Origin of the sequence: uncultured Henriciella sp., assembly GCF_964005855.1 — a bacterium.
Classification (GTDB): domain Bacteria; phylum Pseudomonadota; class Alphaproteobacteria; order Caulobacterales; family Hyphomonadaceae; genus Henriciella.
In genome coordinates this window covers 70,085-96,454 of sequence record NZ_CAXFSW010000005.1, presented here as the reverse complement: position 1 = coordinate 96,454, position 26,370 = coordinate 70,085, and the positions used below count along the sequence as shown (strand labels likewise).

24 protein-coding genes are annotated in these 26,370 nt (G+C 62.4%); 10 read left to right on the top strand and 14 right to left on the bottom strand.

The annotated features are described in order from the left end of the window. Nucleotides 1–37: 37 nt before the first annotated feature. The gene (locus ABNU55_RS09015) at nucleotides 38–781 is read left to right on the top strand and encodes a hypothetical protein (RefSeq protein ID WP_290754238.1); all 744 of its coding nucleotides are present in this window, start codon (nucleotides 38–40) and stop codon (nucleotides 779–781) included. A gap of 186 nt (nucleotides 782–967) precedes the next feature. Here the strand turns inward: ABNU55_RS09015 and ABNU55_RS09010 are convergent, their stop codons facing one another. From ABNU55_RS09010 to argF, 3 genes are all read right to left on the bottom strand, one after another. After that, on the bottom strand, nucleotides 968–2,068 hold the full coding sequence (locus ABNU55_RS09010) for a Zn-dependent alcohol dehydrogenase (protein ID WP_290754236.1): 1,101 nt from the start codon (nucleotides 2,066–2,068) through the stop codon (nucleotides 968–970). 120 nt (nucleotides 2,069–2,188) lie between these two features. Next, a complete protein-coding gene (locus ABNU55_RS09005; RefSeq protein ID WP_290754234.1) occupies nucleotides 2,189–3,019 on the bottom strand; it encodes an SIMPL domain-containing protein in 831 nt (276 codons plus the stop codon). A 120-nt stretch (nucleotides 3,020–3,139) separates the two neighbouring features. Continuing rightward, nucleotides 3,140–4,066, bottom strand: a complete 927-nt coding sequence (gene argF / locus ABNU55_RS09000) for an ornithine carbamoyltransferase (protein ID WP_290754232.1) — start codon at nucleotides 4,064–4,066, stop codon at nucleotides 3,140–3,142. 223 nt (nucleotides 4,067–4,289) lie between these two features. Between argF and ABNU55_RS08995 the strand changes: the two genes are divergently transcribed. The 4 genes from ABNU55_RS08995 to ABNU55_RS08980 are packed head-to-tail and all read left to right on the top strand — an operon-like array spanning nucleotide 4,290 to nucleotide 10,091. Further along, nucleotides 4,290–4,850: a biliverdin-producing heme oxygenase gene (locus tag ABNU55_RS08995; RefSeq protein WP_290754230.1), complete on the top strand. Its 561-nt coding sequence runs from the start codon at nucleotides 4,290–4,292 to the stop codon at nucleotides 4,848–4,850. Then, complete coding sequence (locus tag ABNU55_RS08990; RefSeq protein WP_290754228.1) at nucleotides 4,847–7,414, top strand: HWE histidine kinase domain-containing protein; 2,568 nt, start codon at nucleotides 4,847–4,849, stop codon at nucleotides 7,412–7,414. Before ABNU55_RS08995 ends, ABNU55_RS08990 begins: the two co-directional genes overlap by 4 nt. A gap of 59 nt (nucleotides 7,415–7,473) precedes the next feature. After that, complete coding sequence (locus ABNU55_RS08985; protein ID WP_348764313.1) at nucleotides 7,474–8,496, top strand: CorA family divalent cation transporter; 1,023 nt, start codon at nucleotides 7,474–7,476, stop codon at nucleotides 8,494–8,496. After that, nucleotides 8,487–10,091 carry a mechanosensitive ion channel domain-containing protein gene (locus ABNU55_RS08980; protein ID WP_290754224.1) on the top strand — a complete coding sequence of 535 codons (1,605 nt, stop codon included), beginning with the start codon at nucleotides 8,487–8,489 and terminating at the stop codon, nucleotides 10,089–10,091. The genes ABNU55_RS08985 and ABNU55_RS08980 overlap by 10 nt, the downstream gene beginning before the upstream one ends. Here ABNU55_RS08980 and ABNU55_RS08975 read toward each other — a convergent pair. Both ABNU55_RS08975 and ABNU55_RS08970 read right to left on the bottom strand, forming a co-directional pair. Then, complete coding sequence (locus ABNU55_RS08975) at nucleotides 10,088–11,293, bottom strand: S41 family peptidase (protein WP_290754222.1); 1,206 nt, start codon at nucleotides 11,291–11,293, stop codon at nucleotides 10,088–10,090. The genes ABNU55_RS08980 and ABNU55_RS08975 overlap by 4 nt on opposite strands. Before the next feature lie 110 nt (nucleotides 11,294–11,403). After that, nucleotides 11,404–11,598 carry a LapA family protein gene (locus ABNU55_RS08970; RefSeq protein WP_290754215.1) on the bottom strand — a complete coding sequence of 65 codons (195 nt, stop codon included), beginning with the start codon at nucleotides 11,596–11,598 and terminating at the stop codon, nucleotides 11,404–11,406. Between the two features lie 110 nt (nucleotides 11,599–11,708). Here ABNU55_RS08970 and ABNU55_RS08965 point away from each other — a divergent pair, with 110 nt between their 5' ends. After that, nucleotides 11,709–12,677, top strand: a complete 969-nt coding sequence (locus tag ABNU55_RS08965; protein ID WP_290754213.1) for a YihY/virulence factor BrkB family protein — start codon at nucleotides 11,709–11,711, stop codon at nucleotides 12,675–12,677. A gap of 81 nt (nucleotides 12,678–12,758) precedes the next feature. Further along, nucleotides 12,759–13,370 carry a glutathione S-transferase family protein gene (locus ABNU55_RS08960; RefSeq protein ID WP_290754211.1) on the top strand — a complete coding sequence of 204 codons (612 nt, stop codon included), beginning with the start codon at nucleotides 12,759–12,761 and terminating at the stop codon, nucleotides 13,368–13,370. A gap of 110 nt (nucleotides 13,371–13,480) precedes the next feature. On the opposite strand, the gene ABNU55_RS08955 is transcribed toward ABNU55_RS08960, so the two are convergent. Then, a complete protein-coding gene (locus tag ABNU55_RS08955) occupies nucleotides 13,481–13,939 on the bottom strand; it encodes a MarR family winged helix-turn-helix transcriptional regulator (RefSeq protein WP_290754209.1) in 459 nt (152 codons plus the stop codon). Nucleotides 13,940–14,065: 126 nt separating this feature from the next. Here ABNU55_RS08955 and ABNU55_RS08950 point away from each other — a divergent pair, with 126 nt between their 5' ends. Then, nucleotides 14,066–15,343, top strand: a complete 1,278-nt coding sequence (locus ABNU55_RS08950) for an acyl-CoA dehydrogenase family protein (protein WP_290754207.1) — start codon at nucleotides 14,066–14,068, stop codon at nucleotides 15,341–15,343. Between the two features lie 62 nt (nucleotides 15,344–15,405). Here the strand turns inward: ABNU55_RS08950 and ABNU55_RS08945 are convergent, their stop codons facing one another. Beyond that, complete coding sequence (locus ABNU55_RS08945) at nucleotides 15,406–16,233, bottom strand: helix-turn-helix transcriptional regulator (RefSeq protein ID WP_348764312.1); 828 nt, start codon at nucleotides 16,231–16,233, stop codon at nucleotides 15,406–15,408. 97 nt (nucleotides 16,234–16,330) lie between these two features. On the opposite strand from ABNU55_RS08945, the gene ABNU55_RS08940 reads away from it, so the two are divergent. Continuing rightward, nucleotides 16,331–17,239: an SDR family oxidoreductase gene (locus ABNU55_RS08940; protein ID WP_348764311.1), complete on the top strand. Its 909-nt coding sequence runs from the start codon at nucleotides 16,331–16,333 to the stop codon at nucleotides 17,237–17,239. On the opposite strand, the gene ABNU55_RS08935 is transcribed toward ABNU55_RS08940, so the two are convergent. The 6 genes from ABNU55_RS08935 to ABNU55_RS08910 form a co-directional block, all read right to left on the bottom strand. Continuing rightward, entirely contained in the window at nucleotides 17,236–17,727 is a 492-nt protein-coding gene (locus tag ABNU55_RS08935) for a DUF6653 family protein (RefSeq protein WP_348764310.1), read from the bottom strand. The genes ABNU55_RS08940 and ABNU55_RS08935 overlap by 4 nt on opposite strands. A gap of 36 nt (nucleotides 17,728–17,763) precedes the next feature. After that, nucleotides 17,764–18,954 carry an aspartate aminotransferase family protein gene (locus tag ABNU55_RS08930; RefSeq protein WP_290755262.1) on the bottom strand — a complete coding sequence of 397 codons (1,191 nt, stop codon included), beginning with the start codon at nucleotides 18,952–18,954 and terminating at the stop codon, nucleotides 17,764–17,766. Nucleotides 18,955–19,506: 552 nt separating this feature from the next. Further along, complete coding sequence (gene hisG, locus ABNU55_RS08925) at nucleotides 19,507–20,451, bottom strand: ATP phosphoribosyltransferase (RefSeq protein ID WP_290755265.1); 945 nt, start codon at nucleotides 20,449–20,451, stop codon at nucleotides 19,507–19,509. Next, a complete protein-coding gene (locus tag ABNU55_RS08920) occupies nucleotides 20,448–21,548 on the bottom strand; it encodes an ATP phosphoribosyltransferase regulatory subunit (protein ID WP_290756489.1) in 1,101 nt (366 codons plus the stop codon). Before ABNU55_RS08920 ends, hisG begins: the two co-directional genes overlap by 4 nt. Next, a complete protein-coding gene (hisS, locus tag ABNU55_RS08915; protein WP_290754089.1) occupies nucleotides 21,545–23,035 on the bottom strand; it encodes a histidine--tRNA ligase in 1,491 nt (496 codons plus the stop codon). Before hisS ends, ABNU55_RS08920 begins: the two co-directional genes overlap by 4 nt. 268 nt (nucleotides 23,036–23,303) lie before the next feature. Then, nucleotides 23,304–24,677 carry a potassium transporter TrkG gene (locus ABNU55_RS08910; protein WP_290754086.1) on the bottom strand — a complete coding sequence of 458 codons (1,374 nt, stop codon included), beginning with the start codon at nucleotides 24,675–24,677 and terminating at the stop codon, nucleotides 23,304–23,306. A 145-nt stretch (nucleotides 24,678–24,822) separates the two neighbouring features. Here ABNU55_RS08910 and ABNU55_RS08905 point away from each other — a divergent pair, with 145 nt between their 5' ends. Next, nucleotides 24,823–25,308, top strand: coding sequence for a hypothetical protein (locus tag ABNU55_RS08905; protein WP_290754083.1), 486 nt, complete (start codon nucleotides 24,823–24,825; stop codon nucleotides 25,306–25,308). Nucleotides 25,309–25,494: 186 nt separating this feature from the next. Here ABNU55_RS08905 and ABNU55_RS08900 read toward each other — a convergent pair whose 3' ends face one another. Continuing rightward, on the bottom strand, nucleotides 25,495–26,340 hold the full coding sequence (locus ABNU55_RS08900; RefSeq protein WP_290754081.1) for an acyl-CoA thioesterase domain-containing protein: 846 nt from the start codon (nucleotides 26,338–26,340) through the stop codon (nucleotides 25,495–25,497). Between the last annotated feature and the right edge of the window lie 30 nt (nucleotides 26,341–26,370).

Sequence of the window (26,370 nt, the reverse complement as noted above, 5' to 3'; positions counted from 1 at the left end):
CGCGCGTGGATCGCCTATCCAGCCTGAGACCCTGTCCATGAATGCCGCCCTTCGCGCTCACACCCGCATCCTGATTGCGATCGTCCTGATCACCCTCTTCGGGTGCGGGCTGGCAGAGGCGCAAAATACCTCCTCAGTGTCGGGCCCGGCCGTCAGTGCCAATGAGCGCGAAGTGGAATACCGGTTAGGCTGGCGGCCCGGTGAAGATGGCGCAGCAGACAGCTTCGCGCACCGCTTTGACTATGGCTTCTCGCTGAACGGGCGCCGCGCCATCAAGGTCTTCGCCAATTTCGATGACGGCCCCAGCAGGGATCTGCGCTTTGACAATCTCAACGCAGAATACCTGATAGAGCTTTCGCCCGAAAACGCACCCTTCTGGAAAACCGGCATCCGCTTCGATGCGCGCCTGTCAAATGGGCCTGACCCGGAACGGCTTGGTTTCAACTGGCTGAACCAGTGGCAGCTGACAGGCAGGCTCCGCGCCCGCGCCCAGTTCATCGCCACCCGTCAGTTTGGCGACGCAGCGGACGACGCCATCGACTTCGAGGTTCGCTCCAGCCTGATCTGGAAGGCGGGCGGTGGCTACGACCTCTCCCTTCTCAGCTTTGCCAATCTCGGCAGCAGTGACGATTTCGGCGGCAGGAACCATGTCCAGGAAATTGGCCCCACTTTGAGCGGCCCCCTGCCCAACGGCTATGGCTGGACCATTGGCACCCTCTTCGGCGTGACAGACACCGCGCCGGATCAGGATATCCGTATCTGGATCAGCAAGAGCTTCTGACGCCTTGCCCCGGCGCCGCCATTAGACAGCGCTCCGGCCTCTGCTAGACGATCTGCGTGTCACCAAGCGCACGCTCGACGCGGCGCTCGAAATGCCCGACCCGGCTTTGCTGATGGAGCCGGAGGAACGCTCGCAATCCTCATTCGTGCGCGCCAATATCCGCTCGCGTCGCGCCAGCAAGCAGGACTAGTCGAACACCACGACCTGCCGCGCCACCGTGCCCTTGTTTTCCTTGAGGTTCTGCAGCGCCCCGGTGATCCCGTCGAGACCGATCCGGTCGGAGACAAGATCATCGAGGTGCAGCCGGCCCTGCTTGTAGAGCTCGATCAGGCGCGGAAAGTCGACCCGGAACCGGTTCGAGCCCATGACCGCGCCCTGAAGGCGCTTCTCGGTCACCAGAAGCTCGATGCCAGGCACTTCGATGTTCACGCCCGGCGGGATCATGCCGATAATCGTCGAGACGCCGCGCGGGCGCAGCATCATGTAGGATTGCTCGGCCGTCTGCTTGAGGCCGATACACTCGAACGAATAATGCACGCCGCCGCCGGTCAGCTCTTTGACCTGCTCGATCGGATCGCCATTCTTCGGATTGACGAAGTCGGTCGCCCCGAACGTCTTTGCGATCTTTAGCTTGTCATCGGACAGATCGACCGCAATGATCCGAGAGGCCCCGGCAATCGCCGCGCCATTGATCGCCGACAGGCCAACCCCGCCGCAGCCGACCACGGCCACGGTCGATCCGGGCTCCACCTGCGCGGCATGAAACACCGACCCGACACCGGTAATGACCCCGCAGCCGATCAATGCTGCCCGGTCCATCGGCATCTCCGGGTCGATGGCGCAGAGCGTATTCTCATGCACCAGGATCTGCTCCGCGAAAGAAGAGAGGTTGAGGAACTGGTTGAGCTTTTCCTTACCCGCATAAAGCCGCGGCGCGTCATCATCGGCGCGCCGGAAAAGCGGTGCGTTCACCGTGTGGCAGACCGACATATGCCCGGTCAGGCAGAACTCGCACGTCCCGCAGAAGGGCGAGAGGATCGACACCACATGATCGCCCGGCTTCACCGCCGACACCATGCTGCCCACCTGCTCGACGACACCCGCGCTCTCATGGCCAAGAATTGTCGGCAGCTCATGCGGAAAGGCGCCATCCCAGAAGTGCACGTCTGAATGGCACACCCCGACCGCCTTCAGCCGCACCAGCACCTCCCGAGGCCCCGGCTTGGAGATCGAAACCTCCTCAATCGACAACGGCTTGTTCGGCTCACGCAGTACGGCAGCTTTCATGGGGTCTTCCTCCTGTTCGCGGGGCTGCTTTGGCGCAGCCTCTCAACTGACAGGAGAACTACCATGACGCAGCCTGGCTGTCATTGCAGACGCCGCGTCACCTGCCTGTTTGCAGGGCCCCTACTGCCTGATCTCATAGACCAGACAGGCGGCGCCGCGCACCGACGTTGTGTCCGGCGTGTTGGGCAGGTCGAGGGCGTCCATATCCTCCTGGCTGACCGTCATCGCGCCCGGGCCGGACGGGGCCGGCGGCGGGGGTGGTGGCGGAGGCGGCGGCGGCGCCATCGAATAGCCGGAATAGCCCGTCCCGTCCGTCCATTCGCCAAGGCAGGGGCCACTGCCCTCCTGAACGACAAGCAGCTTGCCGAGCGAAACGCCGGCTGCCTGCGCGATCATCTGCGCGCGCTGGCGGGCATCGGTGATCGCGGCGCGGTAGGCCGCCTGCAGGATCTCGGTATCGCGCTCAAGGCTGTTATTGAAATAGCTTGACCCTTCCGGCCCGAGTGCCAGCGCTGCGGCCCGCGTCCGGCTCGCCTTCGAGATATCCTCAACGCCGACATTCAGCGTCACGGCCACCTCATAAGCGCGGATATTGTCGGCCGAATAGTCGGTGGTGAGGTTGCCCTCATCGTCGCGGACCTGATTGTAGACCGGGTTGACGGTGACATTGCTCGTCACGGTCAGATCCTCGCCCGCGACGCCCGTCATCGCCTCATGCGCCGCCTTTGCGCGCTCGGAAGCCTGCCGGGTGGCGGCGGCCGCCGTATCGGCTGTATTCTTGTAGGTCACCGAAAAACTGGTCCGGTTCGGCTTCACCTGAAGGTCGGCGCGTCCCAGCGCCTCGATGACCGGCTTGTCGATCCAGTAGGGCTGCGAGAAGCCGCCGGCTTCCTGGGCCAGAGCTGGCGCCGCGATTGAAAGAAGTGCTGCCGCTGAAATCAGATTGCGCATGAGATACGTCCTCCCCTTGGGTGCCAGACGATATGCACAAGGCAGAAAGGCGCGCTAGAGGAATTTTTACGGCGATTTCAGGATAGAAGAGGGTTTTCTGCGGGCAACCGCCCCAGCCGCCTATTTATCCAGGCACCAGCGCATGATGGCCTTCTGGGCGTGGAGGCGGTTCTCGGCCTCGTCGAAGACGAGCGAGTTCGGCCCGTCGATCACCTCGCTGTCGACTTCCTCGCCGCGATGGGCGGGCAGGCAGTGCAGGAACTTCGCGCCGGGCTGGGCAAGGTCCATCAGCTCTTCGGTGACCGCGAAGGGCTCCAGCTCTTCCAGCCGTTCATCGGCATCAATGTCGCCCATGGACACGAATGTGTCGGCAATCACGACATCGGCGCCGGCCACGGCATCTTCGGCGGTGCTGTAGAGCTCCACCTTGCCCTGCAGCTCGCGCGCGAGATCGATATCGTCATCATCGGGCGCATAGCGGTCGGGCGTGCCCACAGCCAGGGTGAAGCCGAATTTCGGCGCGGCATGGATAAAGCTCGAGCAGACATTGTTGCCATCGCCGACCCAGGCAAGACGCGCGCCCTTCAGATCCAGCCCGTTTTCCTCAAGCGTCATCAGGTCCGCCATGATCTGGCAGGGATGCGAGCGGTCGGTAAGGCCGTTAATGACAGGCACGCCGGCGGCATCGGCGAAATCCTCGACATCGCCATGATCGTTGGCGCGGATCATCACCATGTCGACATAGCGCGAGAGTACGCGGGCCGTGTCGCCAATGCTTTCGCCGCGCCCAAGCTGCATGTCGCCGGAGTTGAGCACGATTGAACTGCCGCCAAGCTGGCGGATACCGACATCGAAACTGGTCCGGGTGCGGGTCGACGATTTCTCGAAAATCATCGCAAGGATATGCCCGTCCAGCGGCGCGCCCTCGTCGACGCGGCCCTTGGGCCAGCCCCGGCGGGCCGCCTTCATTGCATGGGCTTCGTCCAGCATCGCACGCAGCTCGCCAGCTTCCATCTGCCAGATATCGAGGAAATGTCTTATCGCCATTGCCTTGCCGCCTTGTTCCACGGTCCAGAATTCAAAGCGCGCGCTCTAGAGCAAAATGGCCCGCGATGCAAAACATACGGTCGATCTCAGTCTTACATGGAACAAGTCCACACACCGGAGGATTTCATAGCTTCGGTATCGCACACCTTTCACTTGTGACGCTTTTGGCTGTCGATTACATGCCGGTGTTCTGCGACCGAGAGCGAGAGGGACTGCTGGGCCAATGTCGACTTTGAGACTTCGTCTTCGCGAGGAAACCCGTGATGCCCACGAGTCCGTCGATGCCCTCTTCGGTCAGCATGACCTGTCCACCCGCGAAGGTCTCGCCACCACTTTACAGGCCCATTCGATTGCCTTGCGGCGCACGCTCGCAGCCCTGCCAGACCCTGCCTCCCCGCATGCGCACACGCTGGTCACCATGATCACCGCAATCGAGCAGGATCTCGCCGCGCTGGATGCGCGCCCTTCGGTGGCCTGCCAGATCGATGCCGATGACACCAGGATTCATCCACTTGGCTTGATCTATGTAATTGCAGGCTCCCGCCTTGGCGCGCGCATATTGCTGGCTGAGATTCGGGCCTCTACTGACCCCGTTGTTGCCGCCGCCACCCGCTATTTCACCTGCCCGCAGAGTGAGGATATGTGGAAATCGGTCAGCAACACCTTGAAAGTATGGACAGGACGGGCGGACGAGGAAAAAGAGATTATTGCGTCGGCCAGAACGGCTTTCACATGGTTCGAAGCGGCGCATCGCACAGTTCAGAAGGCAAGTACCCCCGTATGACGACCCCTAACGTGTCACCGGACACGAAAATCGACCTGACGAATTGTGACCGCGAACCCATCCACATTCTCGGACATGTGCAGCAATTCGGCTGCCTGATTGCCGTCAATTCAGACTGGCTGGTCCAGCACGTCTCCCTGAACGTGGCCGACCTCCTGTCGCTGGACCCTGAATCCCTCATCGGCGAACCGCTCGGCAATGTCATCACGGCAGAGGCGCTCAACGATATCCGCGCCCGGATCCAGCGTCTCGATGGAGACGACGCCGTTGAGCGCCTGTTCGGTCTAAACCTCCTTCCCGGCTCGCAGGAACGGTTCAATGCCGCCGTTCACATCTCCGGCCAGTCGGTCATCATCGAGGTCGAACCGCAACGCGCCTCGAACCTCTCCGACTACACCTCCTATGTGCGCCCGATGATCGACCGGGTGCGCAAGGCGCGCAGCGTGCCGGAGCTCTGCAAGATCGCCGCGCGCCAGATGAAGGCGCTGACAGGGTTCGACCGGGTCATGGTCTATCGCTTTGGCGCAGACCAGTCCGGCGAGGTCATCGCCGAGGCCGTGAGCCCGAATATCGATTCATTTCTTGGCCTTCGCTATCCGGCGACCGACATCCCGCAGCAGGCCCGCGAACTTTACCGGCGCAACCTGTTGCGCATCATCTCGAATGTGAACGAAACCGTTTCCCCGATCATCCCTGAGCGCGGCCCCGAAGGCCAGCCGCTCGACCTCTCCATGAGCGGACTGCGCGCGGTCTCCCCGATCCATATCGAATATCTGAAGAATATGGGCGTGGATGCGTCCCTGTCCGTCTCGATCCTGCACCGCGACAACCTCTGGGGCCTCTTTGCCTGCCACCATTATGAGCCGCGGGTCCTGCCCTATGAAATCCGCTCGGCGGCAGAGCTCTTTGCCCAGATGTTCAGCTTCGTGCTGGGCCAGTTGCTGGCTGACGAGGCCAGTGAACACAGCCGGCGCACGCAGGTCCTTCACGATCAGCTCATGTCCCAGCTCGCCGGTGGCCAGAGCGTCCGCGACCATTTCTCGACCATCGCCGAAGCCCTGAGCTCCGTCATCCCCAATGACGGCGTGGCCGCCTGGGTGGATGGCGACTTCGTCTCGCTGGGGCGCACACCGACCCGTGAGGAATTCATGGGCATTGTCCGCTTCCTCAACACGACTGCCGGCAGCCGGGTCTATGCCACCGATGCGCTGGGCGAAGCCCACCCGCCCGCAAAGGACTATGTGGACCGCGCAGCCGGCCTCCTCGCCGTGCCCGTGTCCCGGCGCCCGCGCGACTATGTCGTCCTCTTCCGCCAGGAATTTACCCACAAGGTGAACTGGGCGGGTAATCCCGAAAAGCCCGTCACTCTTGGCCCGAATGGGGCGCGCCTGACCCCGCGCAAGAGTTTCGAGACCTGGCAGCAAACTGTCGACGGGCAGTCCATGCCCTGGAAGCCGGCAGAGATCGCCGCGGCCGAACAGCTCCGCGTCACATTGCTGGAAGTTGTCCTGCGCATGTCGGATGAGGCGCATCAGGAACGTCTGCGCGCGAATGAGCGTCAGGAATTGCTGATCGCAGAGCTTAACCACCGGGTCCGCAACATATTGAACCTGATCCGCGGGCTGGTCGGCCAGAGTGCGCGCGAGGCCACCTCCATTGAGGACCTCAGCGAAATTATTGGCGGCCGCGTCCAGGCCCTCGCCCGCGCGCACGACCAGCTGACGGCCGACAACTGGGCCCCGGCGTCCCTGCACGGTCTGGTACGCACCGAGACCGAGGCCTATCTCGGTCCTAAGGCCGCGCGTGTGAAGCTCGAGGGGCCGGACGCCTGCCTCATGCCGAACGCCTTCAGCACGCTGTCGCTGGTCCTGCATGAGCTGACCACCAATTCAGCGAAATACGGCGCCCTCGCGGACTCCGAAGGCGAAATTACGATTGGCACGCAGCCCAGCGAGACCGGCGAGCTTGTTCTGACATGGCGCGAGGCTGGCGGCCCCGCCGTCCAGGCCCCGACCCGCCAGGGTTTCGGGACGACCATCATTACCCGCTCCATCCCTCATGAGCTGAGCGGCACGGCGGACATCCGTTATGAACTGACGGGCCTTGAGGCAGACTTCATCATCCCTGCCAGACATGTCTCCAAATTTACCGAATCTGCAGAAGCGAACGCGTCCACCCCGGCCGCACGCGCAAAGCCGGCAGGCGTCAGCGGTCTTGCGGGCCATGTCCTGCTGGTTGAGGACAATATGATCATCGCGCTCGATGCCGAAGACCTGCTCAGGGACGCTGGGGCAGAGGCGGTGTCGGTCTGCGGTTCGGTACGCGAGGCAAAAGTTGCGCTGGAGAAGTCGGACTTCCAGATGGCGCTGCTCGATGTAAATCTCGGCAATGAGACGAGTGAGCCCGTCGCGATGGAGCTGCGCGACCGGGGAACGCCTTTTGTGTTCGCGACCGGCTATGGCGATTCCAGCGCGCTCTCTTCGAAATTCCCGAATGTGCCGGTTCTCAAGAAGCCCTACGACGAAAGCGACCTGCACGAGGCGATCAGGGCAGCGCTCGGCTGACGCCCTGTTTTAAGGCTGAATAACTTGCCTTGGCGACCGCCGGACGTACAGTCCTGACAATGAATGACAATTCCGTTTCGTCCAGATCGCGGGAAATGCCAGAGCCGGCGCCTGATGGCCCGCTCCTGTTCGGCTGCATCCTCAATGGAGAGGGCAGCTGCCAGGACGTAGACTGGCAGACGGCAAGGGACTGGTCCCCCACCCGGCCGGGCGAAACTCTCTGGCTTCACCTGGACCGGATGTATGAGGATCTCGACGACTGGCTGATCGATTATCTGGACCTCTGCGAAGGCACGGCAGAACTGCTGCTATCCAATGAGACCCGCCCGCGCGCCTTCCGCGAGGAAGAGAGCCTCATCACCGTTCTGCGCGGCATCAATTTCAATCCCGGCGCAGAGCCTGAGGACATGATCGCCATGCAGGTCTGGTGCGACGGCAACCGGTTGATCACCTTGCGCCGCCGGCGGCTCCAGACGCCGCGCGATATCTACAAGGAGCTGCAAGCGGGCCGCGGCCCCTGCACGGCGGGCGATCTCTTCACGGCACTGGCCGAACAGCTCGTCGCCAAGATGAATTATTCCATCGTCGACATGAATGACCGGATCGACGAAATGGAGGAAGATGAGGACACGGAGATCGATGAGCTGCTGTCGGAAATCGCCTCGATCCGGCGCAATTGTCTGGCGCTCAAACGGTACATGTCGCCCCAGCATGAAGCGATGCTGGCCATCCAGAAATCACCGCCGCACTGGCTATCGGAAGAAAACATGACCGATATCCGCGAGGTCGGCGAACGGTTGAGACGTTACCTCGACGACCTTGATGTTTCAAAGGAAAGTGCGATCGTCCTTCAGGATGATCTCAATAACCGGGCCCAGGCGAAGATGAACCAGACCATGTATATGCTGTCCATCGTGGCGGCCATCTTCCTGCCTCTCGGCTTCCTGACAGGCCTTCTCGGGATCAATGTGGGCGGTATGCCCGGCGTCGGTTCCTCCAACGCCTTCTGGATCACCTGCGGTGCGCTCGGTGTCCTGATGGGCTTTCAGTTCCTCATCTTCCGGAAACTCAAATGGCTTTGACAACACTTCTTTCTTTCCTCGCCCGGCAGGCCCCTCCTGGCAGTCCAGTCACCGACGCGTTGATATCTGTTGGCGCTCAGGTTCAGGAGACACCCGCCGGAGACGGAGAGGATTCGATTGAGGATTTCGTTCAGGCCAATATCGACTGGGAGGATATCCGCGAGAGCGCAGTCACCGGCGTCGAGACCTTTCAGGACAACTTCATCTCGCTGGGGTCGCTCTGGCAGCTTCTGGCTGTGCTCGCCGCGCTCGCCATTGGCTATGTGGCCTCGCGCTATCCCGCCAAACGCCTGCGCGCCTGGGCGGATGGGCGTGAATCGCGCGATGTCCTGACCCGCCTCGCTCACTCTGTTGCCAGGATCATCTGGCCCGCCTTTACGGTCGTTCTTCTCTGGATTGCGACCGCCGTCTTTGAGTCCGTTGGCCTGCCGAATGAAGGTCTTCGTGTTGCGGCAAGCCTGATGAATGCCTGGATCGTGGTGCGCTTTGTCACCGCCAACATGCAGCCAGGCTTCTGGCAGACCGCCATTGCCGTGATCTCCTGGACCATTGCGGCGCTCTATATCCTCCACCTGCTGGACCCTGTCGCAGACGCCCTCAATGCCGCTGCCTTCACAATTGGCGGGGTAAAAGTGACCCTGCTGCGGATCATTACCAGCGTCTTCATCGCCATCGTCGCGCTCTGGCTGGGCAGGATTGCCGGCGACGCCGCCCAGTCCCAGCTGAAGTCCAACAAGGCGCTGAACCCCTCCATGGCTGGCCTCCTCGGCCAGGTCCTCAAGGTCGCCTTCATGGCGGCGGCGATCATCGTCGCCATGTCGACGCTCGGCATCAATCTCACCGCCCTCACCGTCTTTGGCGGTGCCCTCGGTGTCGGTATCGGTTTTGGCCTTCAGTCGATCTTCTCGAACTTTATTTCCGGCATCATTATCCTGTTCGAACGCTCTGTTAAGGTTGGAGATTTTATCGAGCTTCAGTCCGGGGTGACGGGGCTCGTAAAAGAGATCAACATCCGCTCCACGCTGGTGACGACGAACGACAATGTCGACATACTTGTCCCCAATGAGGAGTTCATCAAGGCGCAGGTCATCAACTGGACCCTGCGCGATGCACGACGGCGCATGCGTGTCGGCTTCGGCGTTGCCTATGGGACTGACAAGGAACTGGTGAAGACGGCCGCGCTTGAGGCCGCTGACGAAGTGCCATGGACCTTCAGCGGCATTCCGGGCCGCGAACCGCAGGTCTGGCTGGTCGGTTTTGGAGACTCCAGCCTCGATTTCGAACTTGTCATCTGGCTGACTGAGGAAGCTGTGAAGAAGCCGGCCAAGGTCAAGGCGGACTATTACTGGGCCCTGCACACCGCGCTCTACAAATACGAGATCGAGATCCCGTTCCCGCAGCGCGATATCAATTTCCGCAATGCCGGCGAGTTCGTGATGCTGAAGGAGGGCGCGAAGCTCAGCGACAGCAAGCCATCACCTGCCCCCAGCCCTGCGCCAGAGTCCGCGGCGTCGGCCAGAAACGAGCCGACCGGCGGCTCATCGGAGCTCTCTGACAGTGATGCCGGGGACGGCGACGGGGATGCGGGCGACTAGCGTGCCAACCAGTCCCGCGCCGCCTTTAGCGCGAGGTCTGGCCCGTCTCCATTGTCGGCGATGACGGCGTGGGCCGGGCGCCAGGTGTGGCGCTCCATGCCCTTGATATGATAGAGATTATAGCTTGGCAGGTGGACAGACCAGCCGCTGGCGGGAAGTTCGAAACTCTCGACACCGCCCGCCAGCCCCGCCATCGGTGAGCCGAAAATACGTGCGCGCCGGAGCCCGTCAAAGCCGACCGCCAGCCCCTCGCCCATACTGCCCGTCCAGCGCCCCGCCAGCACGGCGACCCGCCCTCTGACACGCCATGGCCCGCGCGAGGCGACCCGGCGGACCGCTTCGCCTTCCCAGCGTGGCCCGGCTTTCTGATAGGGCCTGACGCCCCTGATAAAGCGACCCAGAATGGGCTCTGCCACATCGGTATTGCCGCCGCTGGGCGTGTTTCGAAGGTCGATGATCCAGCCCCGCGCGCCTTTCAGCTCTTCCAGCGCCGCGTCGAAGGCGGCGACAGTGGCCTCATCGCCGAGCGAATCCTCGATCCGGAGATAGCCGATATTGCCGGGCAGGCGCTTGTAGCTGACCAGTTCATCGGCCTGTAGCGGGGCTGGATCGGTGAGGATGAGCTCCTTCTCCGTCCCGGCACTTTCGACCGTCACGCCGCGTATCTGGCCGCGATATCCCGCAGCCTGAGCGTTGAGGGCCCAGACAAGACGGGCCCGACTTACTTCGCCGCGGCCATGCCGGATGCGGTCCAGGGCGGCGCTGAGAACCGGGACGCCGTTCAGCGCCAGCACCCGGTCGCCCACTTTCAACCCCGCTTCTGCGGCGCCGGAGCCGGGCCTGACGGCGGTGACGCGCGCTTTTCCATCTTTGAAATCAAGCCAGTAGTCGCTGCCAGACGGCACCAGCCGGGGCGAGGTGGCGGAATTGGTGTCCAGCGAGACGTGATTGTCCCAGAGCTGGTCCAGCATCGTCTCGAGCAAGGCAAGGTGGCCGGCAGGCTCTGCCGCCGCCTCTTCCAAGGCCGCCTCTTGGGCGCTCTCGCAGGTGGCGTCCCAGACCGGCTCGCGAGGCGCGAGATAGACATAGTGGTCGCGCACCAGATCGCAGAGGGCCTCAACGTCCTGCAGGGCGCCGACCGATTCTCCAGTCGCAGAGTGTTGCGTGTTTCCAGCATCCGGGCCGGCATTTGCACGGTGCATGGACGGTGCACCGGCGGTGCACAGACAGGCCATCAGAGCGGCGCGGAAAAAACCTGCGAAAATTCTCACCGGAAGACTTTTGGCCAAACCCGCGTGCAGCGTCTATCGGCTCAGCTGCGCTTCAGCCGGATCGTCTTGCCGAGGATGAAGCCCACAATCAGGCAGAAGAGCATGACGAAAATACGCCGGGTCGGGAAGGTGAAGCCCAGGAAGTTCACGTCCACCTGCTGCAGGTTCTGAAGCGCGAAGATCAGCACAAGCAGAAAAAGGATCAGGGCCAGCCAGCTTTTGGGTGTCTTCAGCATGTCTTTCGCTCCATTATCGACTCCTTCGACATACTTAACCTCAAGCCGGGAGCGTCAAGTCTATCGCCCCGGCACAGGAACAGCGGCGTGGCGGCGGAGTTAATCCCGTAATGATTGGTTCGGACCTTCTTCAGAAAGTCAGAAGTGCGCCTTTATACAGGCGTTTCGGCTATCCCGTGGTCAATGTCGTCACCCGCACAGCTGGGCGTCTGGGCGAGGACGATGTGGCGCTGGTTTCAGGCGGGGTGGCCTTCTATGCCTTCCTGTCCGTCTTCCCGGCTGTCGCCTGCGCGCTGATGGTCTGGGGCCTGTTCACCAGTTCTGCAGACCTTCGCGAATACTTCGAGATCATGCAGACCTTCCTGCCGGCCGAGGCCTACAGGCTGATCACCAATCAGATGGTACGGATCGCCGATAGCCAGTCGACGGGCCTGTCCTGGGGCGCTCTGGTCTCGCTCGTGATCGCGCTCTGGTCAGCGTCTCGCGGGGCAAATGCCCTCCTGCTGGCGGTCGCGGTCACCTATGACCGCCCTGCCAGGCGGGGGTTCATAGAACAGAACCTGCTCGCGCTCGGTTTCACGGCGGGTGCCATCGTGTTTGCGATCATATCGCTGGCCGCCATCGGGGCGGTCCCGCCCATCATCGAAGCGCTCAAGCTTGGCGCCTTTGTAGACGCCCTGCTGCGGATCCTTCGCTGGCTTGGCCTGATCGGCATCTTTCTGCTAGGTATCTATGCCTTCATGCGAACAGCCCGCCCGCACGGGGTCCGCTCGCAGGAAAGCAAGGCGCGGCCAATCCTGCCCGGCGCGGTGGTGGCCGGGATTATCTGGCTGCTCGCCTCTGTCGCCTTCTCTTTCTATCTCAGCGCCTTTGCCGACTATAATGAGACGTTCGGCTCTCTCGGCGCGGTCGCCGCCCTGCTCATGTGGCTCTGGCTTTCGGCCTTTGCCATCTGTACCGGCGCAGAGGTCAATGGCGTGATGAGCCGGCGCGGACGCGGCCTCAACACAAGAACGGCCAAGGAAGGCAAGCCGAAACCGCGCCGCAGCACCGCCCGGAAAAAGCCGAAGACCGGCTGAACCCTGCGTCATGGCTTGCTGCCTTTCAGTGCGCCGATAGTCTCCGCCCGCAGATCAGAAAATGCGTGGAGGAGACGCAAGATGAAACTTTACAATTCCGTTGGCCCGAACCCGCAAGTCGTTCGAACCTTTCTCGCCGAGCGCGGCATCGAGGTCGACATGGCGGAAATCGACCTCATGGGCGGCGAGAACCGCAAGGAAGCCTATCTGAAGATCAATCCGGCGGGGCAGCTTCCGGCGCTTATCCTGCAGGATGGTACGCTCATCACAGAAATCACGGCTATCTGCGAATATCTGGACGAGACCGCCGAAGGCGAGCGCCTGATCGGATCGACCCCGGAAGAGCGCGCCCAGACCCGCCGCTGGGTCCGCTGGTGCGACCTGCAGGTGATCGAGCCGATGACACGGGCCTTCCGCTATTCCGAAGGCTTGCCCCTGTTCAAGGACCGCATGCCCTGCTTTCCGGACGCGGCCCCCGGCCTGAAGGAAAGCGTCCAGCATTCGCTTCAGTGGCTGGACGAACAGATGGCCGGCAAGACATGGATCGCGGGGGAGCGGTTCACCTTGGCGGACATCATGCTCTTTTCGTTCCTGGCGTTCGGCGAGCAGATCGGACAGCCGCTGGACCGCAAGCTGAAGAACGTGTCGGCCTGGTATGACCGCATGAGCGAACGCGAGAGTGTGAAGGCCTAGAGGGGCTGCTTCATCGCAGGCGATGGAGGGTTGAGCCTTCGCCGCCGCGCTTGTGCTTCGATCTTGTTCGCTAGCCTCTCTACCGGGCGCCACTGGTCCAGCGTGGCGCCCTACTCTTCCACCTCGGCCATCTGTTCTTCGTCGCAGAGGTCGATGAGACGGTTGAGCTTGGCGGTGAATTCGCGAAGGGCGTCGGCGCCGAATTCATCCTCGATCCGGCGGTTTATGGGGATCGGGCGCGCCTGCGCGCGGGCGATGGTTTCCTCGCCCTTGGCGGTGAGTTTCAGGACGAAGGCGCGGCTGTCGCTTTCGCTGCGTGTCTTTTCCAGCATGTCGAGCCCGATGAGACGGCGCACCATGGCCGTAATTGCCGAGTCGTTGAGGCGCAGGTCGCGCGCGAGACTCGTCTGGTTGAGCGCCTGCGCCGAACCGACGCGCGTCAGAACGCCAAGCTGCGGCGCCGTCACACCGACAGCATCAACCAGCTGGCGGTCAGCCACCTTCCTGTAGAGCTGAGCGGCAATCTGGAGACGCGAATAGATGCGCGGGCTTTTTGTGTCGGACGTCATCTCTACCCCTTGCGATTCCTCGACCCTGACGATATACTTCACTAGTGAAACAATCAACTCTCTGGCCGCTTTCAGGGCTGGCCGGAGAGCCCCTTCTTAACACCGGATCTCTGGGAGGATCATCAAATGGATACCGCAACAATCGGCACAATGGGCGTTCGCGACGACCTTAACGACCTGCGTATGTCGGAAAAGACGGTGCCGCTTTACGAGCACGTGAAGCGCTTCATCAAGGAAGAAGTCGACCCGATGAGCGAGAAGTTCCACGCGCTCGGCGAAGGGCGCGCAGACCGCTTTTCCTATGTGCCGGGTCAGCTGGAGCTGCTGGACGAAGTCAAGCAGAAGGCCAAGGATCAGGGCCTCTGGAACTTCTTCCTGCCGGACGCCGAAACCGGCGAAGGCCTGCCGAACCTCGACTATGCCTATATCGCCGCCGAGCTCGGCAAGAACTCGCTGGCTTCCGAGTGCATGAACTGCGCCGCGCCGGATACGGGCAATATGGAAGTGCTCGAGCGGGTGGGCACCAAGGCCCAGAAGGACCAGTGGCTTAAGCCATTGCTCGAGGGCACGATCCGTTCGGCCTTTGCCATGACCGAGCCGGAGACCGCCTGCTCCGACGCCCGCAATGTGCGCACCCAGGCTGTTCTGAAGAATGGCGAATGGGTCATCAATGGCGAGAAATATTACGCCTCCGGTGCTGGCGACCCGCGTTGCAAGATCATGATCGTCATGGTCCAGACCGACCCGGACGGCCCGTCCCACCAGCAGCAGTCGCAGATCCTTGTCCCGATGGACGCGCCCGGCGTTGAGGTTCTCGGCCCGATGCACGTCTTCGGCAAGGACGACGCCCCGCACGGCCACATGCACATCCGCTTCACCGATGTGAAAGTTCCGGAAGAGAACATCCTGCTCGGCGTCGGCCGCGGCTTCGAGATTTCGCAGCTCCGCCTCGGCCCGGGCCGTATCCACCACTGCATGCGCTCCATCGGCGCGGCTGAAAAGGCGCTCGACCTGATGCTGGAGCGTGGCATGAGCCGCGATGCGTTCGGCCAGCCGCTGATCAAGCTGGGCGGCAATCAGGAGAAGGTCTCCCGCGCGCGGATCGAGATCGAGGCCTGCCGCCTCATGGTCCTCAAGGCCGCCAAGGCGATGGACGTTCTGGGCAACAAGGAAGCCCGCGTCTGGATCTCCATGGTCAAGGCCATGGTGCCGGAGAGGGTCTGCAAGATCATCGATGATGCGATCCAGATCCACGGCGCAACCGGTGTGTCCCAGTGGACGCCGCTGGCCGACATGTATACCAGCCAGCGCACGCTGCGCCTGGCGGACGGCCCGGACGAAGTGCACCACATGGTCGTTGGCCGCCACGAGATCGGCCGCATGGGCATGAAGGGCATGAAATAAGCCCTTCGCCTTCAGGCAAGACATGAGAGAGCCGGTGCCCTATGGGTGCCGGCTTTTTTACATCAGTCAGACGCTGCGATATGGCGCCTGATTTTCTCAAGATCCTTATCCGTCGCGGGCATATAGATATTGAGATGAAGGTCCTGCCGGTCGTCGGCTGCAAAGCTGGAATATTCCAGCCCGACTTCCCCCATTTCGGGGTGCCGAAAGCGTTTGATAACATGCATGGTGTCCTGAACGTGCGGCTCGCGCCAGAACACGGCAAAGTCAGGGCTGACAGCCAGCAACTCGTCGATCAGAGGCCGGGCGGCCGCGACGGCACCAGCCCGCTCGATATCCATCTTGAAGGCGCCGACCACAAACCGCGCGACCATGCGCCAGTCATGCTGGGCCTGGCGAACACGTTCATTGGTGAATATCAGCTTGAGCACATTTCGCTGATCCGGGGGAAGGCCCCCATAATCGGTCATTACCGCGGCGGCGGCGCGATTCCATGCAAGGACATCCCAAGTCACGGTCCTTACAATGGCGGGGCTGTACGGCATGGAATCGAGCAGGCGCTGGAGCCGCGGTGTCACCGGGTCGGTCCCGCCATAGCGCACCTCTGGTGGCCGGCCGAGGCCGATCAGAAAGAGGTGCTCGCGCTCCAGTGCGGTCAGGTGCAGGGCCTTGGCGATCCTGTCGAGGACATCAGCAGACGGGTTACCGCCGCGCCCCTGCTCTAGCCAAGTATACCACGTCGCACTGATATTGGCCCGCTGAGCGACCTCTTCCCGGCGCAGGCCAGGCGTGCGGCGGCGCCCGACATTGAAGCCGAAAGAGACCGGATCGAGCTGTGCCCGCCGCTGTTTCAGATACCTACCGAGGCGGTTGTCCTGTTCGGGGGTCATGCTGGGCCTGTTACCAATTATACCAGGATAAGATCACTACTTTAACAGGATAGGCCAGCGTCTACCTTCCCGCAACATCGGACGAAGGAGACATTTGATGCGTGTATTTGTAACGGGCGCGACGGGCTTTGTGGGCCAGGCTGTGACTGCGGAATTGCTGGCGAATGGTCATGAGGTGACGGGCCTTGCCCGTTCGGAGGCCTCCGCCCGGAAACTCCGGGAGGCAGGGGCCCGGCCTGTTGCTGGCTCACTCGCTGACATCGATACGCTGGAAAGGGCGGCAGACAATGCCGACGCGGTGATACACTTGGCTTTCGGTCATGACTTTTCGAGATTTGAAGAGAACGCCGCAGAAGACATCAAAGCGATAGAGGCGATGGGCAGCGCACTTATCGCGACGAACCGGCCAATTATCGCGACCTCCGGAGCGGCGATGTTGCAGTCGGAAAAGGCGGTACCAGACGAGGATGCGAGCGCCCATCAGCCCGATAGCGAGTATCCGCGAGGCTCCGAGGCCGCGCTTGGACGCCTTCGTGAGCAGGGCGTCAACGCGATTGCCATGCGGCTGCCTCCGTCGGTTCACGGAGTGGGCGAGACAGGATTTGTGCCGATCCTCATTGAGATCGCCCGCCAGAAAGGCACATCGGCCTATGTCGACGATGGCACGCACTGCTGGTCTGCGGTCTATCAAGCCGATGCCGGCCGCGCTTACCGGCTGGCGCTGGAGACAGGCGCGCGCGGCAATTTGCACGCCGTCGCAGAGGAAGCCATTCCGTTCCGCCAGATTGCCGAAGTGATCGGGCGCCGTCTTGGCTTACCGGTTGTGCCGGTCTCAGGCGAAGAGGCCGAAGCGCATTTCGGCTGGTTCCTGAAATTCGCCGGGACAGACATGGCCGTCTCCAGCGCCAAGACCCGTAAGCGTCTTGGCTGGACGCCCTCCGGGCCTGGCCTGATCGAGGATATCGACCAGCCGGCCTATTTCGAAGTCACCGCCTCTGGCGGCTAGCCTCCCTCCTGGCCTTCCGCGATCCGGCGGAGAGTCACCATCCGGTCAACGAACCAGAGCTTCGCCAGCATGGAGACAGCCATGCCGAACACGGTCGGCCATATCCCCAGCTGCCAGAGCCCCCAGGCAAAGGGCACCATGGCGAGCGCGCTGAGACCGTTGAGCAGATTGGCCATGCGGGCGTGGTGGGCGGGAATCGGCTCGCGCTTGCGGGCAAGCCAGATCCGTTCACCCATGACCCCGCGCGACATCCAGTTGTCGAGGCTACGCGGTTCGGGGAAGAGGCGCGGGTTGAGCCAGGTCCACAGGAGAACGGCCGCCACGAGCGCAAGTGCCCACCAGCCGATCCAGACACGGCTCCAGATGGCAAGCGCGAGCGCAGGCAGGGTCGCCACACGGCTCCACCCGCTCCACGGATTGGCATGCCGGCGCCAGGTGGCGTCGTCCATGCCCATCAGTTTTTCCGAGGCGTCACCGAGGTCGACCATTCAACTGCCCTCCCCCGCTCAACTGACGCAGAAGGCCTACCCCTCCATCTCCCACTCGCTCAGCGCTTCATCCATGACGCTGACGGCCTTGCGGACGTCTTCATCCTCAATGATGAGCGGCGGGGCGAGGCGCAGGACATTGTTGCCGGCGACGCCGACGAGGAGGCCCTTTTCGCGGCAGGCATTCTGGACCGGCTTTGGCGCCGATTTCAGTTTGAGCCCGGTGAGGAGGCCCTTGCCGGTGACGCCGTCGACCTTGTCGGCATGGCTGTCGGCGAGGGATTTGAGGCCCTGGGCAACCGTGCCGGAGACCTTGCGGACATGGGCGAGAAAATCTTCATCGGAGATGATGTCCCAGACGGCGTTGCCGACGGCCATGGCGAGCGGGTTGCCGCCATAGGTGGAGCCGTGGGAGCCCGGCTGCATCGGCAGGCCGACTTCTTCGGTCATCAGGCAGGCGCCGAAGGGGAAGCCGCCGCCGACGCCCTTGGCGACACACATGATGTCGGGCGCGGCATTCTCTGCCCATTCATGGGCGAAGAGCTTGCCGGTCCGGCCCATGCCGCACTGGACCTCATCATAGATGAGCAGCGTGCCGGTCTCGTCGCAGAGCTTGCGAAGGCCGGTCAGGCATTCCTCAGGCATGGCGCGCACGCCGCCTTCGCCCTGGACCGGCTCAACAAAGACCGCGCAGGTCTTTTCGGTGACTGCTTCCTTGAGCGCCTCGTGGTCACCCCATTCAAGCTGGCGGAAGCCTTCAAGCGGCGGGCCGAAGCCTTCAAGATATTTGGGGTTGCCGCCAGCATTGATCGCGCCCAGCGAGCGGCCATGGAAGGCGCCGGTGAAGGTCACGAATTCGATGCGGTCGTCATTGCCCTTGGACCAGTGATATTTGCGCGCGGATTTCAGCGCGCACTCAACAGCCTCGGTGCCGGAATTGGTGAAGAAGACGCGGTCGGCGAAGGTGCGCGCGCACATCTTGTCGGCCAGATCCTCGCCTGCACGCACGCGGAACATGTTGGAGAGATGCCAGAGATTGCCGGCCTGGGATTGCAGCGCCTCGACCAGTTTGGGGTGCGAATGGCCGAGCGAGCTCACCGCGATGCCGGCGACGAAATCAAGGTATTTATCCCCCTCTTCAGTGAAGAGGTTCACCCCCTCACCGCGCACAAACACCTCCGATGGCGGGGCGTAGACGGGCAGGATATGGGCGCGTGGGTCTGACATTGCAGGCTCCGAAATGTTTCTGTGTGACGTGATGCTGATGTCGGCATGGCTGGCGCGGATTTCAAAGTCAACTCACAGGACCTGCCCGCGCGGAAAGGTGCGCCAGTGCCCTGCCGTCAAATATGTCGTCGCCACGTGCAGTCATGGATGAAAAGTCATGCAGCAGGACCTGTTCAGAGAGCGGGTCAGTCCCTACTTGGGAAACTCGGGTCCAACTCTCCCCCGAATGAATTTTTGATAATGTTTATCGATAAGGTGTTGACGCTTTTCGATAAGTGAATTATTGAAAATCAATAATAACAAAACCCGGCTGGCCGCACCCCTGACGCCCTGACCCTGAGCTGCCAGCCGGGTCTCCTGACAAGAGACACTACCTCCAGATCCGGCCCCGAAAGGGGCCGATTTTTTTTGACCTGCCGGGTCACGGACACGAATTGTCAGGCTGGCGGGAGGATAAAAAAAGGCGCGGCTTGTGGCCGCGCCCGTAAAGAGTATTGCAGCGTTTCCTCCCAGAAACTTGCCGTACCTGAATGCTAATTTTCTGTCACACTGTCAAGCACGTGCCGTTAATTGGGTAATGAATGCCTCGTATGACGGCGTCGTCTGGTCAAAAATGAAGTCTGACTTGAGGATTGAGACAGATTTCACTCCGGAATCGGTGAGTCGGCGAGCATTTTCGACCGCCTTACCCGAGGCACTCAGGAAAGAATTTTCGCCCATCGCCGTCAAATCCAGCTCAGAAACCAGCGAATCCGGGACAGCGCCCGAGACCATGAGCAGGCTGGTGGCGTCGGCGCTTTCGACGGCCTCAATCGAGGAGAGAAGCTTCTGAAGCGCGTCGCGGGCGCCCGCATTCCAGTCGGCACGCAGCGATCCGGCAAGCGCGGCGCGGCTTTTCAGGATGACGCCGTCATCGAGGACTTTGAGGCTGTTGGCGCGCAGGGTCGCGCCCGTGGAGGTGATGTCGACAATGACTTCGGCCTGCCCCGACGAAGGGGCCGCCTCTGTCGCGCCGGCGCTTTCCACCAGACGGTACTCACCGACCGACTTGCTGGCGAAATAGTTGCGCGTGAGGCGGAGATATTTGGTCGCGACCTTCATGCGCCGTCCATGGCGCTGGCGGAAGCGGGCGCCGGCGGCCTCAAGGTCGCTCATCGTGTTGACGTCCAGCCAGGCAGCCGGGACGGCAACGACGACATCGGCGCCGCCAAAGTCCAGACGCTTGATGACGGACGCATCGCGCGGAAGGTCGCTGGAGAGATCATGCAGCAGATCCTCCCCCGTCACACCGATGTGAAATGAGCCATCTATGAGGCCTTGCGCGATCTCACGGGCAGAAAGAAGCAGGACATCGGCATCGGGCAGGCCTTTCAGCTCTGCGGTATAGCCCCGGTCGCCGCCGGACTGGCGCAGCTTGAAGCCGGCGCGGGCGAGCCAGTTTTCGGCATTCTCCTTCAGGCGCCCCTTGGACGGGATAGCGAGTTTTAGCCGGGTCATGCGGTGCCTCCGCTTGTGAGACGGTCCGGACGGACGACGCCGCCAATGGCCGTTGTGTCGACATCTCCGCCCGAGAGGCGCGCGAGCAGCGTATCGTAACGCCCCCCTGCCCCGAACGGCCGGCGGCCATCGGCTTCGCCGGGAAGGAACAGCTCAAACAGGAAGCCGTCATAATAGTTGAAGCGGCGCCCGAAGGGCGTGCCGAAGCGGGCCGTTTTCATGAAGTCCGGCGCAAGTGAAGCCATCCGGTCCGTCCGCGCCTGTAGGCGTTCAAGGAAGGGATCCAGACCTTCGAGGCCAGCCTGGCGGGAAATGGCGAGCAGTTTGTCCGCCGCCTGCGCCGGTGAGCAGTTCACAGCCATGACGGCTTCGAGTGTCTGGCGGGCTGTGTCGGGCGCGGCGCCATGTTCGGCGTCTGCCGCCTGTGCCAGAAGACCTTCGACAATCTCATCAAGGGTGCGGTGTCCCTGCGGCTGGATACCGGAAAGGGCGAAGATGTCCGAGACGATGGCTTTCGCCTCTTCGGGGGCGGCGCCCTTGAGGCGGGCGGCGAGGCCGTGAGCGGGCTGAGAGGCGCCGGGCTTCAGGAGCGCGGACACGCCGCCGGCCTGCCGGAAGGCGCGTTTCAGCGCATCGGCGAGACCGGGGGCGAGACCCAGCGCATCGACAAAGGCCGGGAAGACTGCAAGGTCGCCCATACGCGCGTCGCAAGCGTTGGCGCCCGCCGCTTCGGCAGCCTCGCAGACAAGGGCAAAACTCTCGGCATCGGTCTCAGCCGTCGAGGGGGCGCCATAGCGTTCGAAACCGACCTGCGTAAACTCTAGCGCATCGCCCGGCACGACAGGCAGGCGGAAGGCGCGGGCGGCGTAGCGTTTGACGGTTTCGCCGCTGACGCCCTGTTCAGCCTGCGCAAGCGCGACAGGCAGGGTGAGGTCGGGCCGCAGGGCGCATTCCTCTCCCATTTCATTGACGAAGACGCAGAGGCGCGCGCGCACCGCTTCGCCGGACAGCTCCAGCGGCTGGCTGGCCGGCATGGTGATTGGCGGATCGACAATGTCGCCGCCGAGGCGCGCGAAGATTTCGGCGGGGGACGTCATTCGGAGGCCTCCACGATTTCGCGGATGCGGGCGACCATTTCGCTGCGCGGGGCTTCGAACTGGCCGGGGCGGGCTTCGCGGTATTCCTCATTGGACTTGATCGCCTTGGCCTGTTTAGCGCCCTCTTTCAGGTCCTTGATGGTAACCACGCCCTTGGCGATCTCATCCTCACCGACCATGACAGCAACAGGGGCGCCGCGCCGGTCTGCATATTTCATCTGCGGGCGCATGCCGGAGGAGCCCATATAGGCTTCGGCACGAATGCCTGCGGCGCGAAGCTCAGTCGCGAGCTTCAGCGCTTCTGTCGGGTCCTCGCGGTTCATGTTGAGGATGACGACGGGGCCGTTCAGCGCATCGATGTCGCCTGAAATCGCGAAGGCGGTTGCCAGGCGCGATATGCCGACGGAGAAGCCTGTGGCGGGCACTTTCTCACCGGTGAAGCGAGCGACAAGGTCATCATAGCGCCCGCCCCCGCCAACCGAGCCGATACGGACGGTATTGCCATCCTCATCGACCGTCTCGCGCAGAAGCTCTGCCTCAAAGACGGGGCCGGTATAATATTCGAGGCCGCGCACGACCGACGGGTCAAACAGAACGTCCGCATCCGGACAATTGAAGGCTTCCAGACCGCTCGCAATGGCAGTCAGCTCATCGAGCCCGGCCTGTGCTTCGGCGCCGGTGCCCACTGCGAGGCCAAGGGCTTCCAGCGTCTCACCGCGTGTCGGACGGCCGGCTTTTGCAAAGGCCATGACCCGGTCGATGCCGGCGGTGTCGAGACCCGCGCCCTTGGTGAAGTCACCGCTCTCATCCTCCCGGCCCGGACCGAGGAGAAGTTTGACGCCCTCCTCTCCCAGCCGATCGAGCTTGTCGAGCGCGCGCAGGATGGTGAGGCGGGCCGTGTCTGTGTTCGCGCCGACGCCTTCGAGAACGGCATTGAGCAGGCGGCGCGTATTCACACGAACCGCAAACTCACCGTCGCGAGCCCCAGCCGCGCGCATGGCTTCGGCCGCCATGGCGACCATTTCAGCGTCGGCATGCGCGCCAGCTGCGCCAACCGTGTCGGCGTCGCATTGCAGGAATTCGCGGAAACGCCCCGGCCCCGGCTTTTCATTGCGCCAGACAGGCCCGGCGGCATAGCGGCGGAAGGGTTTTGGCAGGGTCTGCCAGTTCTCAGCAGCAAAGCGGGCGAGCGGCGCGGTGAGATCATAGCGCAGCGAGATCCACTGCTCGTCATCATCCATGAGCGAGAAGACACCCGCATTCGGACGGTCATCATCAGGCAGGAACTTGCCCAGCGCGTCGGCATATTCGAAGGCGCCCGTGTCGAGGGCTTCAAAGCCCCAGCGGCGATAGACGGAGGTGACCCGGTCGATCATCTCTGCCTGGGCGTGGATCAGCGCCTCGCGCCGGTCGGGAAAGCCGCGCGGCTTGCGGGCAAGGTCCTTGCCGCTTTTCGGGGCGTCCGGGTCCTGTTTCTTCTTGGCCATCTTGGAGGTCCTGTCTGGTCAGTCCGCGCTTCGCTTAGACGAAGCGATGAAAAGTGTGAAGCAGACACGCTGGACAAGACACGAAACCGTTTGTCGCGGGGCTGGGGCCTCTGGCGGTTCAAACTGGGGAAGATGAACACTGTAGCGAGGCGCAGCCGGACCGGTTCGCGCCTCATGCGGCGCGTCACGCGTGGTGGTGATGGTGATGCAGCTTGGTGTTCATTACCGGGCTGGATATGGAGCGCCCGGCGGGAAGTCAAGCAGGCGCCTAGATCAGCAGCTCATTGTCGGCTTCTTCGGCGCGGCTTTCGTCATGCATGGCGATGGCGATCCCGAAGGTGAGGATGCCAACGCGGCCCGCTGTCATCAGGATGATGATGATGAGCTTGCCGAGCGAGGAGAGATCGCCGGTAATCCCCATGGAAAGGCCCACTGTGCCAAGCGCGGAAATGACCTCGAACACGATGCGCTCGAACTCAAACTCCGGATCGGTGAGGCCGAGCAGGAAGACGGCAATCGACATCAGCACCAGGAAATAGACCGCCGACGCCCCGGCTGCCTGCAGACGGGAGGCGGCAATGGGCCGTTTGAAGAAGCGCACACGGCTTCGCTGTTTCAGGGTGGAGCGCATGATGGCGAGGAGCGCGGCGAAAGTGGTCGTCTTGAGACCGCCGCCTGTGCCCGAGGGCGAGGCCCCCACTGCCATCAGGATGAAGAGCACGACCATGACCGACATGGAAAGCGCGCCAATCGGCACAGTGTTGAAGCCAACCGTGGTGGTGGCGGTCATGGTCTGGAAGAAGGCGACCTGCAGCCTCTCCCCCTCTGGCAGCGACGCGATTCCGGGATCGGCAACAAAGAGGATGAGCGTACCAAAGAAGAGGAAAGCGCCCGTCATGCGCAGGATGACCTTGGTCGTGAAGCCAAGATGAAAGGCCGCGGAGGTAAAATTGCGCCAGACATCCCAGATGACGAGGAAGCCCATCGCGCCCAGAAGGCTGAGCGCCGAGATGACGATGTTGAGGCCCGCATTGTCGCTATAGGCCTCAAAGCTGTTTGGGTTCAGACTGAAGCCCGCCGTGCAGAAGGCCGAGACGGCATGAAAGATCGCGCTCCACACCGCGTCATCCTGGCCTGCGCTGGAGAAGATGAGGAAGAGCGCGATGGCGCCGGCCGTCTCACAGACCAGGGTGAAGATGACGACCGTCAGGATGAAATGGCCGGGCTTCAGATCATCCGGCAGGGCGAAGGCGGCGCGCGTGATCTTTTCACGAAGCGGTGAAAGCTTGTGGACGGTCGCCAGAACAGCGAAGGAGCCGATGGTCATATAACCGACGCCGCCTACCTGGATCAGCAACAGGATCACAAGTTCGCCGAAGAAACTGTAGCTCGAGGAAGGATCGACCGTAGCAAGACCGGTCGTCGAGACCGCCGAGACCGATATGAAGAAATTGTCGATTGCCGGCACGCTGTCTTCATGCGCGAATGGCAGCGACAGGAGCAGCCAGCCGGCCAGCATGTAGCCGACATAGCCAACGACGAGCAGTTTTGCGGGATTGGTGCGGAGAATGGCAAGCCGCGCGCCGCGGCTCAGCCGGTTCGTAAACGAGCGCCGGGACGTCCCGGGTGTCTCATCTGGCATTCGATGGCTGTCAGCCTCCCTCGAGATGTGCGGGCCTGAACGCGCGGCGGCGCATCCGGTTGCAGGAGGGCCGGACTATATTCTCAAAAGGCGACTGGCACCGCGATTGCTTCGCCTCTGAGGAGAATTATGGAGTTGTATCCCGATGAAACGCCTGATCGCCTCTCTCATCCTTTGCGCCCTGCCCTTTTCAGCGTCGGCGTCGCCAGACCTTGCGCGCGACTGGGGCATGCGCGCCAGTACCCTCTATCAGGAAACGGTCGGCCTGCTGGAAAGCGATGGCGATCTTTCGGATGTGCCAGAGAGCTATCAGACGGAGATTGCCCGCTTTGCGCTGACCGCCGGGCGTCTGGGCAGCTGGATCGACGGGTCGGGCGGGCCCTCCGATCTTGGCTGTATCTTTCGCGGCATGGCGCAGGAAGGCGAGACCCAGCTTTCGGCGCTGGAAAATGCCGAAACGCCGGGCGCCCGCGAGCAGAGCCTGAAGCGGCTGGCGACCATGTTTTCCGATGCCGAATCGATTGGCGCCGCGGCCGCCCTTTCACAGGGCGACCCTGAAGCCATGCCGCAGCATACCGGCTCCGGAACCTGCGCCGCCAACCCAGAGGCCACAAGTTCCGCGCTTAAGTAGAATTATCTGTCCCAGTCTGAAACAATGAATTTTTTCATAAAAAATCCGGAACGGATTGGGGGGCTCGCGCATAGATATGGCAGAGGTTCAGAAAGATCCTCACTGACAGATCAAGTTGCGGGCAGAATGCCCGCAGCCTGTTTTCTTACCTCACAATGAGATCATCTGAACGCCCCGGCCGGGGCGTCAGTCTTTCTTGAACCGCGTCTTGAAGGCATCGGGATCAAAGATCCGGATGATGCCGGACTGACTGCCAGTCGCCATCAGCGTGCCATCCTCAGCGAACATGGCCGCACGGCCGTGCACGAAGCCATTGTGGACCCCCTCAACCTGAATGTCGCAGCAGACCCATTCCGTTTCCACGATGTGATGAATGCGCAGCGTATTGTCGAGTGAGTTCGCGCCCGCCGGCAGGCCAAGGGCGTGGCTGGTGCCGGAGGGCACAAAATCATTGATGATGGCGAGCATCGCCGAATCAACGGGGTGACCGGTCTTCGAACGCCCCCACAGAACCACGCGCCCATCCTTGCTTCTGCCACCTTCGATGGCGCGGTCAGGCGAATAGCGCCCCTGTGCCACCCGCATGTCCAGATAGTGGTGAAGATCGACATTGTGCTTGTCGAAGCGCGGCATGGGCGGACAGTCCTCTGGCCGCGCGACGTCCGGCTTTTTCTGCCACTGCTGGGAGTGTTCCGACTCGCGCTCACCGACAGCGGCGTTCACCGTGAAGATTTCGCGGTCCTTGATATGGCCGAGGACACGCGCCTGGGTAATGTTCTTGCCCACCACAGGTGAGCGGACGTCAACGTCCAGCACGTCCGGCGGATTGGCAAAGGAAAGGTACTGCGCCGTCGCCCAGATGCAGGGACGGCCTGTCGTGCGTTCCAGCGCGGTTATGGCGGTGCCGAGACCGACGCCTCCAAACAGGAATTTCTGGCCGGGTGGGCCGACGCAATAGCGCTCTTCCACCGGCAGGAACCAGCGATAGGGATTGTGGGTCGATTTCAGATCGATAAAGGGCGCGTCTGTCATGGCGTTGGGCTTTAGCGCAAAATTTGCCGC

Bases quoted from the DNA above. Each gene is read 5' to 3' on its own strand.
- ABNU55_RS08975 (WP_290754222.1), bottom strand. From the start codon at position 11,293: ATGCACCGTGCAAATGCCGGCCCGGATGCTGGAAACACGCAACACTCT.
- argF (WP_290754232.1), bottom strand. From the start codon at position 4,066: ATGGCGATAAGACATTTCCTCGATATCTGGCAGATGGAAGCTGGCGAG.
- ABNU55_RS09010 (WP_290754236.1), bottom strand. From the start codon at position 2,068: ATGAAAGCTGCCGTACTGCGTGAGCCGAACAAGCCGTTGTCGATTGAG.
- ABNU55_RS08955 (WP_290754209.1), bottom strand. From the start codon at position 13,939: ATGACGTCCGACACAAAAAGCCCGCGCATCTATTCGCGTCTCCAGATT.
- ABNU55_RS08900 (WP_290754081.1), bottom strand. From the start codon at position 26,340: ATGACAGACGCGCCCTTTATCGATCTGAAATCGACCCACAATCCCTAT.
- ABNU55_RS08950 (WP_290754207.1), top strand. From the start codon at position 14,066: ATGGATACCGCAACAATCGGCACAATGGGCGTTCGCGACGACCTTAAC.
- ABNU55_RS08965 (WP_290754213.1), top strand. From the start codon at position 11,709: ATGATTGGTTCGGACCTTCTTCAGAAAGTCAGAAGTGCGCCTTTATAC.
- ABNU55_RS08905 (WP_290754083.1), top strand. From the start codon at position 24,823: ATGAAACGCCTGATCGCCTCTCTCATCCTTTGCGCCCTGCCCTTTTCA.
- ABNU55_RS08960 (WP_290754211.1), top strand. From the start codon at position 12,759: ATGAAACTTTACAATTCCGTTGGCCCGAACCCGCAAGTCGTTCGAACC.
- ABNU55_RS08935 (WP_348764310.1), bottom strand. From the start codon at position 17,727: ATGGTCGACCTCGGTGACGCCTCGGAAAAACTGATGGGCATGGACGAC.
- ABNU55_RS08920 (WP_290756489.1), bottom strand. From the start codon at position 21,548: ATGACGTCCCCCGCCGAAATCTTCGCGCGCCTCGGCGGCGACATTGTC.
- ABNU55_RS08970 (WP_290754215.1), bottom strand. From the start codon at position 11,598: ATGCTGAAGACACCCAAAAGCTGGCTGGCCCTGATCCTTTTTCTGCTT.
- ABNU55_RS08930 (WP_290755262.1), bottom strand. From the start codon at position 18,954: ATGTCAGACCCACGCGCCCATATCCTGCCCGTCTACGCCCCGCCATCG.
- hisS (WP_290754089.1), bottom strand. From the start codon at position 23,035: ATGGCCAAGAAGAAACAGGACCCGGACGCCCCGAAAAGCGGCAAGGAC.
- ABNU55_RS09005 (WP_290754234.1), bottom strand. From the start codon at position 3,019: ATGCGCAATCTGATTTCAGCGGCAGCACTTCTTTCAATCGCGGCGCCA.
- ABNU55_RS08910 (WP_290754086.1), bottom strand. From the start codon at position 24,677: ATGCCAGATGAGACACCCGGGACGTCCCGGCGCTCGTTTACGAACCGG.
- ABNU55_RS08945 (WP_348764312.1), bottom strand. From the start codon at position 16,233: ATGACCCCCGAACAGGACAACCGCCTCGGTAGGTATCTGAAACAGCGG.
- ABNU55_RS08980 (WP_290754224.1), top strand. From the start codon at position 8,487: ATGGCTTTGACAACACTTCTTTCTTTCCTCGCCCGGCAGGCCCCTCCT.
- ABNU55_RS08995 (WP_290754230.1), top strand. From the start codon at position 4,290: ATGTCGACTTTGAGACTTCGTCTTCGCGAGGAAACCCGTGATGCCCAC.
- ABNU55_RS09015 (WP_290754238.1), top strand. From the start codon at position 38: ATGAATGCCGCCCTTCGCGCTCACACCCGCATCCTGATTGCGATCGTC.
- ABNU55_RS08985 (WP_348764313.1), top strand. From the start codon at position 7,474: ATGAATGACAATTCCGTTTCGTCCAGATCGCGGGAAATGCCAGAGCCG.
- ABNU55_RS08940 (WP_348764311.1), top strand. From the start codon at position 16,331: ATGCGTGTATTTGTAACGGGCGCGACGGGCTTTGTGGGCCAGGCTGTG.
- hisG (WP_290755265.1), bottom strand. From the start codon at position 20,451: ATGACCCGGCTAAAACTCGCTATCCCGTCCAAGGGGCGCCTGAAGGAG.
- ABNU55_RS08990 (WP_290754228.1), top strand. From the start codon at position 4,847: ATGACGACCCCTAACGTGTCACCGGACACGAAAATCGACCTGACGAAT.